The 16,053-nt window shown below is 43.0% G+C and carries 16 protein-coding genes; 4 read left to right on the top strand and 12 right to left on the bottom strand.

The window, feature by feature from the left end; translation table 11 throughout:
* A complete protein-coding gene (locus tag GVY04_23205; protein ID NBD18935.1) occupies nucleotides 1–270 on the bottom strand; it encodes a hypothetical protein in 270 nt (89 codons plus the stop codon).
* Between the two features lie 126 nt (nucleotides 271–396).
* Here GVY04_23205 and GVY04_23200 point away from each other — a divergent pair, with 126 nt between their 5' ends.
* The gene (locus GVY04_23200) at nucleotides 397–1,095 is read left to right on the top strand and encodes a response regulator (GenBank protein ID NBD18934.1); all 699 of its coding nucleotides are present in this window, start codon (nucleotides 397–399) and stop codon (nucleotides 1,093–1,095) included.
* A gap of 97 nt (nucleotides 1,096–1,192) precedes the next feature.
* Here the strand turns inward: GVY04_23200 and acsF are convergent, their stop codons facing one another.
* From acsF to gyrA, 4 genes are all read right to left on the bottom strand, one after another.
* Complete coding sequence (gene acsF, locus GVY04_23195; GenBank protein NBD18933.1) at nucleotides 1,193–2,266, bottom strand: magnesium-protoporphyrin IX monomethyl ester (oxidative) cyclase; 1,074 nt, start codon at nucleotides 2,264–2,266, stop codon at nucleotides 1,193–1,195.
* Between the two features lie 164 nt (nucleotides 2,267–2,430).
* Nucleotides 2,431–3,111, bottom strand: a complete 681-nt coding sequence (locus GVY04_23190) for a magnesium protoporphyrin IX methyltransferase (GenBank protein NBD18932.1) — start codon at nucleotides 3,109–3,111, stop codon at nucleotides 2,431–2,433.
* A 43-nt stretch (nucleotides 3,112–3,154) separates the two neighbouring features.
* Entirely contained in the window at nucleotides 3,155–4,378 is a 1,224-nt protein-coding gene (gene nagA, locus GVY04_23185) for an N-acetylglucosamine-6-phosphate deacetylase (GenBank protein NBD18931.1), read from the bottom strand.
* A gap of 115 nt (nucleotides 4,379–4,493) precedes the next feature.
* Nucleotides 4,494–7,037, bottom strand: coding sequence for a DNA gyrase subunit A (gene gyrA, locus GVY04_23180; protein ID NBD18930.1), 2,544 nt, complete (start codon nucleotides 7,035–7,037; stop codon nucleotides 4,494–4,496).
* Nucleotides 7,038–7,308: 271 nt separating this feature from the next.
* Here gyrA and GVY04_23175 point away from each other — a divergent pair, with 271 nt between their 5' ends.
* Together GVY04_23175 and GVY04_23170 are read left to right on the top strand one after the other, a co-directional pair.
* A complete protein-coding gene (locus GVY04_23175) occupies nucleotides 7,309–7,542 on the top strand; it encodes a DUF2281 domain-containing protein (protein NBD18929.1) in 234 nt (77 codons plus the stop codon).
* A complete protein-coding gene (locus tag GVY04_23170; protein ID NBD18928.1) occupies nucleotides 7,539–7,961 on the top strand; it encodes a PIN domain-containing protein in 423 nt (140 codons plus the stop codon). The genes GVY04_23175 and GVY04_23170 overlap by 4 nt, the downstream gene beginning before the upstream one ends.
* 143 nt (nucleotides 7,962–8,104) lie before the next feature.
* On the opposite strand, the gene GVY04_23165 is transcribed toward GVY04_23170, so the two are convergent.
* From GVY04_23165 to GVY04_23155, 3 genes are read right to left on the bottom strand one after another with little or no spacing between them, the layout of a single operon-like run.
* Nucleotides 8,105–8,584, bottom strand: a complete 480-nt coding sequence (locus GVY04_23165) for a DUF4079 family protein (protein NBD18927.1) — start codon at nucleotides 8,582–8,584, stop codon at nucleotides 8,105–8,107.
* A gap of 51 nt (nucleotides 8,585–8,635) precedes the next feature.
* Entirely contained in the window at nucleotides 8,636–9,862 is a 1,227-nt protein-coding gene (locus GVY04_23160; protein ID NBD18926.1) for a DUF790 family protein, read from the bottom strand.
* A gap of 57 nt (nucleotides 9,863–9,919) precedes the next feature.
* Nucleotides 9,920–10,669: an LmeA family phospholipid-binding protein gene (locus GVY04_23155; protein NBD18925.1), complete on the bottom strand. Its 750-nt coding sequence runs from the start codon at nucleotides 10,667–10,669 to the stop codon at nucleotides 9,920–9,922.
* Between the two features lie 264 nt (nucleotides 10,670–10,933).
* On the opposite strand from GVY04_23155, the gene GVY04_23150 reads away from it, so the two are divergent.
* Nucleotides 10,934–11,359, top strand: a complete 426-nt coding sequence (locus GVY04_23150; GenBank protein ID NBD18924.1) for a hypothetical protein — start codon at nucleotides 10,934–10,936, stop codon at nucleotides 11,357–11,359.
* Between the two features lie 4 nt (nucleotides 11,360–11,363).
* Here the strand turns inward: GVY04_23150 and GVY04_23145 are convergent, their stop codons facing one another.
* The 4 genes from GVY04_23145 to GVY04_23130 form a co-directional block, all read right to left on the bottom strand.
* Nucleotides 11,364–12,179: a hypothetical protein gene (locus tag GVY04_23145; protein ID NBD18923.1), complete on the bottom strand. Its 816-nt coding sequence runs from the start codon at nucleotides 12,177–12,179 to the stop codon at nucleotides 11,364–11,366.
* Nucleotides 12,180–12,621: 442 nt separating this feature from the next.
* Entirely contained in the window at nucleotides 12,622–13,656 is a 1,035-nt protein-coding gene (locus GVY04_23140; GenBank protein NBD18922.1) for a D-alanine--D-alanine ligase, read from the bottom strand.
* Between the two features lie 3 nt (nucleotides 13,657–13,659).
* Nucleotides 13,660–14,994 (bottom strand): ATP-grasp enzyme, encoded by a 1,335-nt coding sequence (locus GVY04_23135; GenBank protein NBD18921.1) that lies wholly within the window; start codon nucleotides 14,992–14,994, stop codon nucleotides 13,660–13,662.
* Between the two features lie 117 nt (nucleotides 14,995–15,111).
* Complete coding sequence (locus GVY04_23130; protein ID NBD18920.1) at nucleotides 15,112–15,951, bottom strand: SAM-dependent methyltransferase; 840 nt, start codon at nucleotides 15,949–15,951, stop codon at nucleotides 15,112–15,114.
* Between the last annotated feature and the right edge of the window lie 102 nt (nucleotides 15,952–16,053).

Genomic DNA, 16,053 nt, shown 5'->3' with positions numbered 1-16,053 from the left:
TTACTGATCTTTTTCCCAAGTGCCATACCGCTGTTCATAATAGCCAAGAATATCTTGACAGTATTGTTTTTCTTCAGAAGAAATTTTGGAAGAATAGCTGAGTCGCAAAGCTTCAACTTGACTTTTAAAGTAACTAAATTCCGAGGAAGATTGGGGAAGAATTTCCACTTCAACGCCATCAATTTGTCGTAAATGAGCCGCAATTTCTCGATAAACGGCAAGAGGAAGCGAGGGGATTTTAATGGTTTCTTGTTGTTGAGAATGAGACACCGTTCAGTTCTTTTACGCCAAAGGAGAGTAACAATTTCTTACTTTAGCATGAAGAAAAACAAGAAAAAATATGGGAATCTTTTAAAATTAGAAGAGAGTCACTCATTAAGGAAAAAACTGGGAAGCATGAGCGAGACAGAAGGAACTAAATTATTATTAGTCGATGATGAACCCAGCTTACAAGAAGCAGTGGAGGCCTACCTAGAGGATGAAGGTTTTCTGGTCAACGTGGCGAGTAATGCCAATGAAGGGTGGCAGCTACTGGAACAGGAAACGCCCGATCTTGTGATTACTGATATTATGATGCCCCAGGTGGATGGCTATCAGTTTTTGGAAAAACTACGAGAAGATCCGCGCTACAAAGGATTACCTGTTATTTTCTTAACAGCGAAAGGCATGACGGCAGATCGGATTAAAGGACATCAAGCGGGATGCGATGCCTATCTGTCTAAACCCTTTGATCCTGATGAGTTGGTAGCTATTGTCAAAAATTTATTATCGCGCCGAGAAAGCATGAGTAGCAGTGGCGAGGGGAATACTGATTTAGGCGCGATCGCGCAGCAAATTGCTGAAATTAAAAGCCTTCTCGGACAACAAGGCAGTGTCAAAACCACGCCGAGTCCGATCAAAATTGACCTCACGCCGCGCGAACAGAGTATCCTCAATTTGGTTGCTGAGGGGTTAATGAATAAAGAAATTGCCCGTCGCCTCGAAACCAGTGTCCGTAATGTAGAAAAATACGTTAGTCGTTTGTTTAGTAAAACGGGAACCAACAGCCGCACGGAATTGGTGCGCTTTGCGCTGCAACATGGTTTAACCGAGTAGTATTTCTCAGAAGCAATGGCAAAGACAATCCTCACCTAATAATCCCCTCTTCCAGCTAGGAAAAGGGGAAATCAGTGCTGCCTTTTAGAGATGATCCTTACTGAACAGTACCGCGTTGCGCCTGGGCATCAATCGCTTTTTGTAAGTACAGATTGAGGAATTGCCAACCATTCGAGACATAGTGAGGTAACTTACGGAAGAATTTCGCAACTCGGGGTGCGTCAGAATTGGCAATCGCACTTAGCTTTTCGTTATTTTTCACGCAAACTTCTAAACGATTGAAGAAGTTAGGATTATCGACATCGAGAATGGTCGGGAAAACTCGTCCTGCCGTTTCATTCGTTTTCTGGATAACATATTGGTCATATTCCCGCGCATCTAAGCCTAAGGCTTCATAGAACCCAGACCGTTGCACATCATTGAGATACATCGTGGCAAATACCGCGAGTAAGAAGAAGCGACACCAGAGACGAGAAATAAACCCGGTAATAACATAGGGTTGGGCTTGCATAATGGCATCAAAGAAGTCGCCATGACGGTTTTCATCTTGACACCAGTTTTCAAAGAAGCGGAACAACGGATAGATGCGGTGTTCCGGATGTTGTTCTAAATGACGATAGATGGTGATATAACGCCAATAACCAATTTTTTCTGAAAGATAGGTGGCGTAGAAAATATATTTGGGCTTGAAGAAGGTGTATTTCCGACTCTTGGTGAGAAATCCTAAATCTAGAGACAGGTTAAAGTCAGACATGGCTTTGTTTAAAAAGCCAGCGTGACGGGCTTCATCCCGGGACATCAAAGTGAAGCACTCCGCCAAGAGAGGATTGGAATCTTTGAGGCGTCTGCCCAGTTCTTTATAGAGGAGAAACCCAGAAAATTCAGCGGTACAAGACCGTTCCAGAAACTCTACAAAGAGGCGGCGGGTTTCTGGATCAAGGTGTTCCCAAGATTGGTTAAACTCTTCATCCCGAATAAAGTGCTTTTGGTTATAGTCAGCACGGAATTCTTCTAAAATCGCGCGGAGTTCGTCTTCGTTGACCGAAATATCCATCTGCGCCATTTCGTCAAAGTCTGTGGTATAAAAACGAGGCGTTAAAAGGGTTTCTTTCGCCGGTTGTTTAGTGCCCGGACGTAATTCTTGTTGGTCTTTATTGGCAGTGTTAACCATAGGTTATTGCTTGGGCTTCTTTCTTTGTAAAGCTTGGGATTAAATAATGAGTGCAGTTTTGCTTTTTAGTTTATCAACGAGTCAGGGCGCGATCGCGCTGACTTGTTAACGATTGCAACAAAAATCTATATCCAAATGCACATTTTGTTAAAGTTTGTAACACTCTAAGCCCGTACCGCTTCTAAGATGCGGGAATAATAAAAGCGAGTGCTTGTCATGCCCGTGCGTTTAATTTCAAACCCGTTGTTCTCCAGAATTTGAACAATTTCCGCTTCTGAATGTTGGTAAGCGCGAGTGGTTTTACTGGGTCCTGGGAAAAATTCGCCAATTTTCTTTAACAAACTCAGGAAAAAGGTTTTGGGGGCAAAACTAATAATAAAACGAGATTGGGCACAGTCGGCGAGATGTTTCACCATGGTTGGAATGTCTGGGTCGGGATAGTGAATGAGAACATCCAAACAAATAACGGTGTGGTAACTTCCGCTAATGGCCTCTAAATCGCTAACTGAGAAATGAAGATTATGATCTTCTCCTAAAGCAGCTTTCGCTTGACTTTCTGCTTCTCCCACCATCTTTTCGGAAATGTCACTGGCATAAACGGTTGCCCCTGCTTGGGCTAGAGGAATACTGAGGCTTCCCGTTCCACATCCCGCATCGCAGATACTCAGTTGAGATAAATTGCCGTCTGCTTTGAGCCAACCCACAACTGTATCAATGGTTTGTTGATGTCCAATGCGGATATCTTTTTGAACCGTGTTTACTTCGCCATCGCCGTAAATATTGCGCCAGCGTTCAAAACCAACGGCATTAAAATAGTCTTTGACAATTGTTTTATCGTCTTGCATTGTATCTGTTCTTAGTTCTTGGTTAATCCTGCCTCATTAATTGTTAATGATTAACTGTTAATTGTCCACGGTTCGGGAGTCGTTGCCAGGTCAATTGCTGTGTCGTCTCATCCCAATGCCAACGTAACAAGTTTGCTGGTTTGCCAACACTTAAACCCGTTTCTCCTAAGGCTTCTCTTGGGCTTTCCGTGGCTAGCGCGATCGCGCTCTCAATGTCACACAGTCCCCACTCGACCAGATTCGTCACCCCTGATAAGAGCGGAAGCGTTGTTCCGGCAAGGGTTCCATCCTCTAGCCGAGCAGTCCCATTCGTAACTGTAATTGCTCGACTATCCCACGGATAAATCCCATCTCCCAGTCCCAAGGGCGCAAGGGCATCGCTGACTAAAAAGAGTCGTTTGTCTCTTTCTCCCATCCGCAGTAAAAGTTTGAGCAGGGTGGGAGAAATATGTTGTCCATCAGCAATGAAGCCACACTTCACACCGGAATGCACCAGTGCTGCGCCCAGTAAACCGGGTTCACGATGATGGAGGGGAGGCATGGCATTGAAGGCATGTGTCACTAGCGATGCCCCCTGTTCAAAGGCAGTTTGGGCTGCGGTTGCTGTAGCGAGGGAATGCCCAAGACTGATCAGAAGATGAGGATAGCGCGATCGCAGCTTCGCAATTATTCTTTCGTCAGAACTTATTTCTGGCGCACAAGTTACAACCCTAACCTGTTCACTATATTTTCCGATCAACCGATGAAAGTTGTCAAGCGTGAACTCTAATAAATATTTTTCCGGGTGCGCACCACGTTTTTTCGGATTAAGAAAGGGACCCTCTAAATGGACGCCAAGAATTTTTGCATACGGGAACTCTTGAGTTTGATACTGTTGAATATACTCAGCGATAACAGACAGCGATCGCGCAATTTTTTCAGGGGAAGTCGTGACAATTGTTGGGAGGAAACCATCAATGCCTTGTTCCCATAAAAACTGAGTAAGGGTCAAGAGTTTATCTAAGTGCGTACTTTCTAAATCGGGAAAAGGCAACCCTAACGCACCATTAATTTGCAAATCGACGCCACCGAGAGAGAGCCAATCCCCTTTTAGGTCAATGACAGGAGATTCTTGATTTTCAAGGGAAATCCGATCTTGAGTTTGTAGCCTTTTAATTCGTCCCTCTTCGATTTCAATTTGATAATACTGATCATCCTTTCTTTTCGGGAGACAAACGTTAATTAAAGAACATTTTTGATGAAGTAGTGAATAATGATTAGGGGTCATGCTTATCAGCGGTCGGCAAGATTAAATAAGGATGTTTTAACGGTTCTGGCTTTTTTAAATTTTAAGGGCATGAAAGCCCATACCCTTGAGGGTCAAACTAACCTTGCCTTACACCTCAATTCGCTTCTCCTTCCTCTTCCTCTTCTTCAGCAGGGGGAACAAGTGCGACAGCAGCGATCGCGTCGTCTTCATCTAACCGTTGCACCCGCACCCCGGTTGCTTGGCGAGACTGCCGAGGAATGGCATCGCTTCCTTGACGGATAATAATGCCGCGATTGGTCACTAGCATTAATTCTTCTCCTTCATGGACGACTTTGAGGGCTGCTAAACAGTCTTGTTTGCGGAACTTCATGGCACTTAAGCCTTTACCCGCGCGATTTTGTAAGCGGAATTGCGTAATGGGCACCCGTTTGCCATAGCCGCCTTTGGTGATCGCTAAGATCCACAGGGTTTCGGGCTGTGTAAACTCTTGGGGGGTCTCCTCTTCCTCACTGGTTTCTTCTTTCATTTCCGCAATCACTTGCGCCGGCAGAATGTCCATGCTGATTAACTCATCATCCGGCTTGAGTTTCATCGCTTTCACACCACGAGTTGCCCGTCCGAGAGGTCGCAGTTGTTCGTGGCTAGCACGGAAATGAATCGCCATGCCTTTACGAGAACCGATAATAATGCTGTCGCTTTCTTTCGCTAAGCGCACCCAGCGCAGTTGGTCTTCATCCGCAAGGGAAATCGCGATTAAGCCATTGGTGCGAATATTACTAAATGCGGAAAGAGACGTTTTCTTAATATTCCCCTGGCGGGTGAGCATAATCAAATAGTCTTCTTCAGTAAATTCCCGCACGGCTAAGACAGTGGTGATCTTTTCTTCTTGAGAGATGGGTAACATCTGCAGTAGAGGAGTGCCTCGGGCAGTGCGAGAACCAATCGGTACTTGATAGGCGTTGAGGGCGTAAACCACGCCGCGATCGCTGAAAAACAAGAGATGATCATGATCGCAACAACTAATAAAGTGCTCGATCTCATCATCATCTTTCATCTTGGTCGCCGACTTGCCTCGCGTTGCCCGATTTTGTGAGCCAAAGGTATTAACCGGCATCCGTTTGATATAGCCCTGTTCGGTAACCAGAATAATCGCCTGTTCATTGGCAATTAAATCGAGATCAACGATTTCCCCTTCTGCGCTTTCAATCACAGTGCGCCGAGGCGTAGCATATTTTTCTTTAATTTGGCTGAGTTCAGTTTGGATAATTTGTTCAATGCGTTCCCGCCGTGCCAGGATATCTTGGTAGTCACTAATTTTTGCCAGTAAATCTTGGTGTTCCGCTTCAATTTTTTCGGCTTCTAGGGCGGTCAACCGTCTTAGCTGCATTTGCAGAATCGCATCGGTTTGCACTTCCGAAAGTCCAAAGTGTTCAATTAAGCTTGCTTTTGCGGTTGGGGTATCGGCGGCGCCACGAATGATGCGAATTACAGCTTCAATATCTTGCAGGGCAATGAGTAAACCCTGTAGGAGGTGATCCCGTTCTTGCGCTTTCTGTAACAGGTAGGTGGTGCGACGGGTAATGGTTTCGACCCGAAACTCAACAAAGACTTCCAGAAACTTCTTCAAATTGAGAAGTTGCGGTTCTCCTTCTACTAGCGCCAACATATTCGCCCCAAAATTCATTTGTAAGGGCGTTTGTTTGTACAGGTTATTGAGAACCACTCGTGGATAAGCATCGCGACGCAGTTCAATAACAATCCGCATTCCCGTGCGGTCACTTTCATCGCGAATATCGGAAATGCCTTCAATTTTTTTATCGTTAACCAGTTCCGCAATTTTTTCGATAATGGCTGCTTTATTACTTTGATAAGGCAGTTCCGTAACGATAATTGCTTCTTTCTCTTGTCGTCCCGGTTGCGAGAGGGTTTCAATGTCAGCTACTCCCCGCATCGTAATGGAACCCCGTCCCTCTGAATAAGCCGATTTAATGCCGCTGCGTCCCAGAATTTGTCCACCGGTGGGAAAATCAGGACCCGGAATATACTGCATTAACTCCGTTGTGGTCAGTTCAGGATTTTGAATCAGCGCGATCGCGCCATCCACTAATTCTCCTAAATTATGGGGAGGAATATTCGTTGCCATCCCCACCGCAATCCCCGACGATCCATTCAGCAATAACTGTGGAATCCGCGAGGGAAGAACCATCGGTTCCTGTTGTGACCCATCGAAGTTATCAATAAAATCAACGGTATCGGACTCAATATCTTGCAGTAGCGCATCGGTGGAGAGGGCTTGCAGGCGACATTCGGTGTAACGCATCGCTGCTGGGGGATCATTATCGATCGAGCCAAAGTTCCCGTGTCCATTAATCAGCGGGTCGCGCATGGAAAAGAGTTGCGCCATGCGCACTAACGCATCATAAACGGCTGTATCTCCATGCGGGTGATATTTCCCTAAAACTTCCCCGACCACACGGGCGCATTTACGAAAGGGACGATCCGCAGTGAGTCCCAACTCATACATTGCATACAAAATGCGTCGATGGACAGGTTTCAAACCATCCCGCGCATCAGGTAATGCCCGACCGACAATGACGCTCATCGCGTATTCCAGATAACATTGAGACATTTCGTTTCGCAGTTCGGTCGGGATAATCCGCTCTTGGGAAGGGGCCATAACTTAAAAAAACTCCGTTTTAATCAGAATTCAAGACAAAAAAGGGGAAATTCCCCAATTTTTTCTGATCAATGCTGTTTATTTGTGCAATTTACTTTCCTATTATAGCTTAAGTCCCTATCCCTTGAGTGGTAGTGATTGCAGCGAGTTTTGGGGGTTGACTTCAGGGGCGCGATCGGTTTCTTAAAAAATAGCTATTAGGATCCTAATTGAAGAGAGTTTTTATAATGAAGTTAGGATTCTATTGTAATTTGATAAAAAGCTAACTTTCATGACTAAGATAGAACAATTGAACCAAGAAATCCAAGAACTCCCTGAAGAAGCCCAAGAGTTACTGATTGATTTTATCCAAATTCTAAAAAGACGTTACCGAGACGTATCAGTTAATCCAGAAGAAAGAACCTCATTTTTAGAAGATGCTGCTGAATTTGCTGGATGTTTGGAAGGAGGACCCGGAGATCTTGCCACTAATAAACAATATTTAAAAGAGTTGGGGAAACAATGAGACAAGTAGGGATTGTTGATACAGGTTTTTTAGTTGCTTTTCTCAATTCTACTGAACAATATCACTCATGGGTAAAAAAACAATTGAACAATATTCCCTCACCTCTAATCACTTGCGAACCAGTGATTACTGAAACTTGCTTTTTATTAAGTACAATTAATAAAGGGGAAGAGATAGTTTTTAAGCTACTGAGTCAAGAAAAAATCAAGATTTCTTTTCGCTTAGATCAAGAATTGGAGTCTGTGAGACAACTTATGGAAAAGTATTGTTCTGTCCCTATGTCTTTAGCTGATGCTTGCTTAGTCAGAATGAGTGAAATTTATTCTAATAGTGTCGTCTTCACTTTAGACAGTGACTTTAGGATTTATCGAAAAAATAAAAAGCAGATGATTAATCTTATAATTCCAGATGATGTTTAGTGAATTTAAATAACTACCCGATTGCGAAAATATAAATTCTAACCCTTGAATAAGATTCAGAATATTTTTTTAGGAAGAACTCATGATCTGTTGGTTAGGCTTAGTTAACTAAACCTAACCTCGATGCTATTTATAGCCAAGAATTAAGCAGCGTCACTACCCCCGAGACTGCCAACAATTTTGAACAAAATTTGCATTCCTGTTAAGGCTTGCCAACTAAATAATCCCAGTAAAACTAGATTCAAACTAATGTGAAGATTACGGGCAATATTGTTTTCTTTTTTCATCAAAGGAACTAAAGCAGCAGAAGTCGCGATAATCGCAAGCATTCCTAAACCCACTAATAAGTGAGGACCGACAAATAATTTACCATTGTTGATATAAGTAATTGCCATTCCGCCGAGATTGCCGATGACTAACAGAGATAGCAAAATGGAACCGACAAGATGATGCTTGTCTCTTTTCGGGGCAAATTCTTTTTTCTTTTCTTTGTCTTCTGCAGTCCGTGCTTTTTTACTTTGAATTCCGGAAACTAGGGCGTAAACCGCAACCCCTAACAAAACCCACATAAAAGCAGGGTGGAAAAATTGCGACCACACTTTCACTGATTCTGGTAAATCCATAATTGTCCTCTCTCTCGTTCTCGTTAAGGATTGTAACAATTCCTTATTATATTAATCCTCGGCTAAAACCGCTAAGACTGCCTTAGGAGATAATTTATCCTTGAACCACACCAGTTTTGCCGGAACATTCTGAAAATTTACACCAGCTTTGTCTAAGTTCAGTCTTTCCGAGATGGCTAGAACCAAGTTGTCCACTTGCGCTTTTCGGACCTGGGAAAATTTTTTCCGGAGATAGTCGGGTCGCCAATAGCCAACGATTTCGAGGAGAAACTCCTCCCCATGAGGATGAACTAAACGAAAGTCGGGAATCATCACACTTCCGGGAATGGGGATGAGATCTACTTCCCGTTCTAATTTCCACTCCGTTTTTTCTTTCTCCCATCGTTTTGCGAATGACTCTTCTAGTAGGCTATCGTAAGGCTTTCCCGGCGCATAGTGACTGACTAGTCCGCAGTGGCTATCAAGACTAAAGCGTCCTTTCTGAATGGTTTTGCTATAAGGATCGCGCATTTCTAAAATCACTTTCAATTCCCACCGACTGACGTGCAACAAGGCGGGAAGAAGTTTTGCTAAGGCTAAACCATAACGGGTACTCGACTTAAAGACACTCGCGGGTCCATCAATAGTAATGGTAAAGCCATGATCGGCATCCCCTTCGATATAGGCCATTAATTGAAACAGTTTCAAGTAGCGGAAGAGGAGTTTATATTGTCCGGGAACATTGCGATGGGCGTTAATTTCGATATAAGTTGCGCGATAGAGAATTCCCTGCACTTGGGCAAGATTGTAGCGGTGCAGGAGAGTTTCTGGTGCAGGTGTTTCAAACTGGGTGAGGATGCGATTTTCTTGTAAGTCGGCGTAGAGTCCTTGCGTAATTTCAGAAACCATTACCGTGCGGTTCAGTTCCTCGCTGAGTTGATCAGCGATTAATTCCAGGGTGATTTGACGATTATGGGGAGTGGGCGTTGTGTGGGCAGCTTGCGTGAAAACAAGTTCTCGTAGGGCTTGTGGTTCAAGAGGACTTACAATCTCAAAAGTAGAGAAATGATTTTTGAGGAGGTGGGCTAACCCCCGCTGAATGCGATAATCGGTGCGATCTCCTTCTAAATCAGCAAGGGCGCGATCGAGCTCTTTTTGCGGGCTTCCCACTGCTTTTTCAAAGCAAGCAATTAGTTCTTCTGCCAGATGAACGGCACTATTATTTTCTTCGATTAGCAGTTGCTTGGGGATAATACTTTCCCCATTTTGGCGATGAATTAAGTGATCACTTTTCAGCATTCATTAATTTTAAAGCCTCATCACGAATGACCGATGACCAATGACGAATGACAAAAATTACGGTTTTGGAAATTTCGTAATTTGCGCGATCGCGCTTAGTTTTAATTCTCCTTTTTTCACATTTAACTGCTTAATTTCTAAAGCAATACCATCCATTTCAAAATTCTTCAAATTCAGGATATTTCTCGCTTCTGTTAATAACGCTTCGGTCAGCTGGGGCGATAACTCTTTTCCTTCTGCGTAACTCACCTGATCCAGAGCAACACCTCTACCGCCATCTCTCACCTGGGGGATGCTCGTGAAATAAGTCTGTTGAATTTCCCCAGTTTCTTGGATTCTAATTTTAGCATCAATGCCAATGGCACCTTGCGGGAAAAGATGACACTCCACCGCTAAAACATCGAGTGTCACCCACTGCTGATCAACTTGCATCTGTAAGTTTTGCATTTGATCGCGCAAGGTTTGAGAATTAAAAGCCCGGTTGATGTCACTATCCTTAAGAAGGATATGGGCTTGACCCTGACTGGTTTCTGTTAACTCAATATTTCCGGTTAAAGCTTTCATGGGACTCACTGCAATGTTTTCCAGCTGAATCAGCATTTGTTGCATCCGCAAGTCCTTTTGCATCACCAAGCCTTGACCATCAATCGTCAGTGAGGACAGTTTCCCTTGCGCTAGTAAACTGGGATCGGTTTGAATATCAACACTGAGGCTTTCTGATTCATCCAACTGGGTGGAGAGGGCAAATTCAGCGATTCGGTTGAGGGTTTGTTGTCCTAAGTTTTGCGTTGCTAATGAAAAGAGCATCGTTTTTCAGTTCCTTTACTCTGAAATGATTGCATAACGGCATTTCTATATTATATTAAGTTATATTAACTGTCGTCTTCACTGGGAGAGAGGCGCAAGATCAGCAATTCTAGCCCAATCATCGAGTTAAAAAGATGCTGGAAAATGAAAGAATTTCAGCTCATTTTATTGCTACTTGAAACGGAACTTCATGAAGGGAATTTAAGTTTATTTTTTTGCTATAATAATCAAAAATATATTTAAAAATAAAATATAGGGAGAAATATTATGTCCAATAGTTATCCCGCTAAAATTAATGCACTTTGGACATCATTTCTGTTGGGGATGCTTTTTCATACCGATCTAGCATTAATGCCGCTTTTTCATGATCTCGAAATACAGCATTCTCATATTGGTGGCAATTTGCATAATGTCTTTGGCTTCATGTTAATCTTTTTTACTTTACCGATGTTAGCGATTATTGCCTCCACTTTTACTCAGGCAAAATCTTATCGAAGTTTTCACTTTGGCTTGACGATTGTCTATTCTTTTTTGAATTTAGGTCATTTAATTGCAGATGTGACGGTGGGTGCCCCTTGGTATCAAATTGTGTTGATGATCCTCTTACTTTTAATTGGGTTATTGTTAAATTTGGTCTCCTTCCAATGGCTGAAATCTAAGGCAACTCGTCAAAGCATTCCCGCCCATTAATTCCCTAATTTTGGCTTCTCCTCTTTTCGAAGTCAGTTGAGCTGAGGGCAAATCTCAAAGCAATCATACTCCCGTAACTTAAAGATAAGGCAGCAGCAGCATTCCCTTGATTTATGGCAATTTCTACCCAACCATGACTACCAATGAGAGCAAGTAACTGTTGCGGTGGAAAGCTACTGTAGGTTTTGGCACTGCGAATTTGTTGTTGGTTAAGTGTAACCCACCATTGTTTCCCTTGTACAGCTGTCGCTGGAATATTCGTAATTAAGTTGCCAAAATAGTCGATATATTGAATTGACCCAAGGATTTGATCGGCCTTTATTTCTGGTTCGGGAAAAGAATAATCGGTGAGTTGATCCAGAGGGATCGGTTCTCCCAATTCTTCTAAGGGAACGCCACGAGCTAAGTGTGCCCCAACAGGGGCAAAAATATCTCGTCCATGAAAGGTGTGACTGACTGTTTCAACCCGCCAATATTGGGGATTGGTTAAAGCAACCGCCTTTTGCGCAGGAAATTGCCGGATCACCCCACTGAATAAACCGTTATCCGGACCAACTAAATAACCTTCTGAAAACGCGATCGCGCACCCTTTCCGTTCACTGCCTACTCCCGGATCAACCACTGCGACATGAACTGTATTCTCTGGGAAATACGGCACCGCATTCATTAAACAAAAGCGTCCTGCTGCAATGTTTTGCGGTGGAACTTGATGGGTGAGATCAATGACTTTCAAGTCAGGATTAAGATTAGCAATTACACCTTTCATTACCCCAACATAAACATCTTCTAACCCAAAATCAGTTGTAAGCGTTAACATCATTTCTAATCATTAACCCAACTTGCTATCTCTACTTCTGTCAGACTCCGAGGAGAATAATCAATTCAATTTTCTGAGTGCTTATCTAGTGCAGCCTGGCAAAAATAGTTGACCGGTTAGCGAATGCTCGAAAGCATTGATTTTGGCTCAACTTTAGTGGTCAGTTACTTCTACCGCGCTGCACTAGATATACTAATTTATACATTGATAGCAGCTCAATCCCTAGTCAATTCAGGGGGTGCAACGAAACAAAAATCAAATTTTAGAAAAATTTGATTTTTACAATTCCGTAAAGCTTACCATGCAAGCTTTTTGGGCGTTATTTGCTATTATTTTGTCATAACCACCCTAGGAGAGCCAAAATAATTAAATTTATTGTAGTGAAAATTTTCGCTAACAGATAAAAGCGGAAACTGGTAAATTATCTTACTGGCTTGCCAGTTAACTAAATCATAGACTCCTGCAAACGTCGCGCTTGAGACCGTTGAGAAGCCTTACCCCAAACTTCAGCCACTACATCTTCTAATACTTCCCCATCTGCAAGTAGCATCCGAGAAATCATGCTAATTTCCCCGAATGACCAAAACAGACCCGCTTCTAAAAGATAAGGTTCACCGGTTTCTTTATGAACGCGAAAATCAAATAGGGAATAATCGCGACAGCCTAGGGCAATATGGGCTTTCCTCGCTGCATCTGCGAGTTTCTCAAATAATTCTGGCGTAACTTCGGCAGGACACTGGGGTTTCGCGACGGGTTGGTCTGGTTGTTTTCCAGGTGTTCCATCGGCTTGTAGGTCATACTTATCCTGAGTGGTCCGAATGGTGTGATCTTTAGGAAATAAGTATTCAATCATCGAGGGAACATATAATTCATTCCCGCGTTCAATCACACCCACGCGCAGTTCCCGTCCAGGAATATAATCTTCGATGAGTAGGGTATCATCATAGGCAAAGGCTGTCTGTAACGCTGCTGCAATTTGATCTTTGGTTTTGACTAAAGTTAAGCCTAAGGAATTATCTTCGGAGTTGGCTTTGACAATAAACGGGGGTTCCATCGTCACTGTATCTCCAGAACGGACTTGTTGCGCTTTTGCAACAGGAACGCCCATTGCTTCTACAACGCTTCTGGTGTGGGCTTTATTGCTGGCTAATGCGGTACACTGGGCGGGAGAACCAACCACGGGTAAACCGAGTAAGTCTTCAAAAAATCCCCGAAAACTGGTCATCCCCGGAAAGCAAAATAAATGAGGAACAACGACATCAACCTTGGGGAGTCGCGCGATCATTTCTTGCAACGATAACTTCTGAGATAAATCATCTAAAGATGATCCCAGTTGCCAAACGCCATCTGGATGCACCACTGCATAGTAACTTTTTACATTGGCGGGTTGCACCACTTCTTTTGCATACAACATGGACAAGTTGTAATAAAATTCCGAAACGCTTGACCCAGCTAAGTGTAAAACGCGTAATAAAGACATGAATTAATCTCCTCCTAATTTGACAATTTTTCCGATGTTGAAATCAATGCGAATCCAATCTGGGAAACGTTTTAAGTTACTTAAAAGTAATAAGGGAATTTGCCAATGATGCACAAATAAAAAGGGTAAGGGGTCATCTTTGCGGAAAATGGCATCGGTTCCTTGAGCAATTTTTTGCCACCAGTTTTTTAAGTCTGCCAATGAACGGACTTCAGTTAGTCGCCACAGTTCGTGATATAACCAGTAAGTCGGTTTGCTGTTGGGTAAAGGGGCGATGGGTTCAGAATGATTATGATCTTCTAAATAAGCGGAAGCGAGATCCCGATGGTCATGAAACATCGTGATCGCAGAATGGGTGCGAGGGTTACATTCAATGGGATAAATATTGCCATCTGGGGTTTCGATAAAGTCAAAAGAAATTTGACCAGTTAACTTTAATTCCCCGACAAAATGTTTGACCCAAGCGAAAATTCTTGGGTGACTTACTTGTTGATAATTGACTTGAAAGGGAGAAGATTCAGAACAACAATGGACTTGAATTTTGCCATTGCGAACAGTGCTATGAGTACAAAATTCTTTCCCCCGAATAAACTCTTGCATGACCCAAGGATTTTCCTCGGAAATGGGAAGTATTTTAATATAGCTTTCCATTCCTTGAAAGGGAAGTTTGGTTAGATCTAAACGGCGAACGGAATCATAGTTAATACTTTTAATAATGTAGCGACTACCATCGGTTGCAAAGTCAAAATCTAAAACCTGTTGGGGAGAAGTAAACTTAAAAACTTTCGGTGCAGATAGTCCTAGGGCTTGCGCTTGTTTGCAAAATTCATATTTATTGTCCAGCATTGCGGTGATGTCTGTATCGAAATGAATGACTTCACAACCTACTTGTGAGAGTAACGGTTTTGCAGTGGAATCATAGTAACTGGAAACAGGACTGCAAACGGGAATAAAAACATTGATCTGTTCTTTTTTAACAAGATCCAGCAGTCCTTGACGATAGCCTTCTGGGTCTTTTTCCGGTGCGGGAACGGTGTAAAACCCGCTGACGGCTTGGGAAAAACGATGACCAGATAGCCAATATTTGTGAGTTTCAACGAGAAAAACAGTATGTCCGGCTTGATAAAACGATCGCGCTAATTGTAGCGATTTTGTCATTTTGCCACCGGTAATCAGGATACGCTTAGGGTTGGTGGTTACGGCTTGCCTAAGTTTCTCCTGAGTTAAACCTGAAAATAAGACGGTGATTAAATTGATGGGGAAGGTGATTAACAATAAAGTTAACGTCCCCATCGTTTTCAGTGCGGAATTGAGCCGCCCTTGGACAAATAGAAGCATTGTTATTTGTTCTTGGTTGTGAGTGATTCGTTCTTTTTTGAAAGAGCACAGGGAAAAGGCAACAGAATGAAAAATTGCTGATGCGATCAACCTTTCCCTGTGTTTTGTAGAAATAATTTATCGCTTTCTAATCAGTGTTAAGCCGTCGCGGAGAGGAAGTAAAACTTGTTCCACACGGGAATCATCAGCGACCATTTGATTAAATTGCGCGATCGCGTCACCATTAACACTACGTTTTTCAGGTGGAAGATACGCCTGTCCTTGTAACAAGGTATTGTCTACAAAAATGTAACCACCCGCTTCCAATAGCCCTTCATCTAGCAACAGGTGATAGTAATCCTTATATTCGGTCTTATCTGCATCAATAAACGCCAGTTGGAACGACTGACCATCTGCAGCTAACTTTTTCAGGCTGTTAATCGCAGAATCGACCATAATTTCGATTTTTTGACCGTGAGGCGAGACATGAAAGCAGTTGCGACCCAGTTGTGCGGTGTAAGGGTCAACTTCTAAAGCAACCACACGACCGTTTTCCGGAAGGGCTTCCGCCATCGCGAGTGCGGAATAACCGGTAAACATCCCCACTTCTAAAATTCGTTTCGCACCAGTCATGTGAACAAACATCTTTAAGGTTTGTCCTTCAATATGACCCGATAGCATTTCCTGTTCTAATTGACGGACGGTTTCCCCATCAGAAAAACATTGACTCCAATCTTCCTCACGGGTTTTGCGATCCAAATTGGCTAAGGCGTCTGATTGTTGGGTCGTGATTCTTTCTAGATAAGGGTCGAGTCCAGCACCCAGTTCAAATGCACTTTCAATTGCGCTTTGTAACTCAGAAGAAATTCCTTCTTGTTTTCCTTGTTCCACAATTTGTTCTAACTGCTGAACCAAAATCCCCAAGGGAGTGACAGGTCTTGCGGTTTTTTGACTCGGTTTATCGTTGGTGATCGTCATTTGCCAATACTCTCTATTAATTCTGCTGAGGATGATTATGATATTTGCTTTTGCGAGGGAAGTATCGCCGTCCTTATCTTAGAATATTGTTAAGAAAGATGT

The sequence above is a fragment of the Cyanobacteria bacterium GSL.Bin1 genome (genome assembly GCA_009909085.1).
In the GTDB taxonomy this organism is placed as follows: Bacteria; Cyanobacteriota; Cyanobacteriia; order Cyanobacteriales; family Rubidibacteraceae; genus Halothece.
This window is presented reverse-complemented; position numbering and strand designations above follow the sequence as displayed.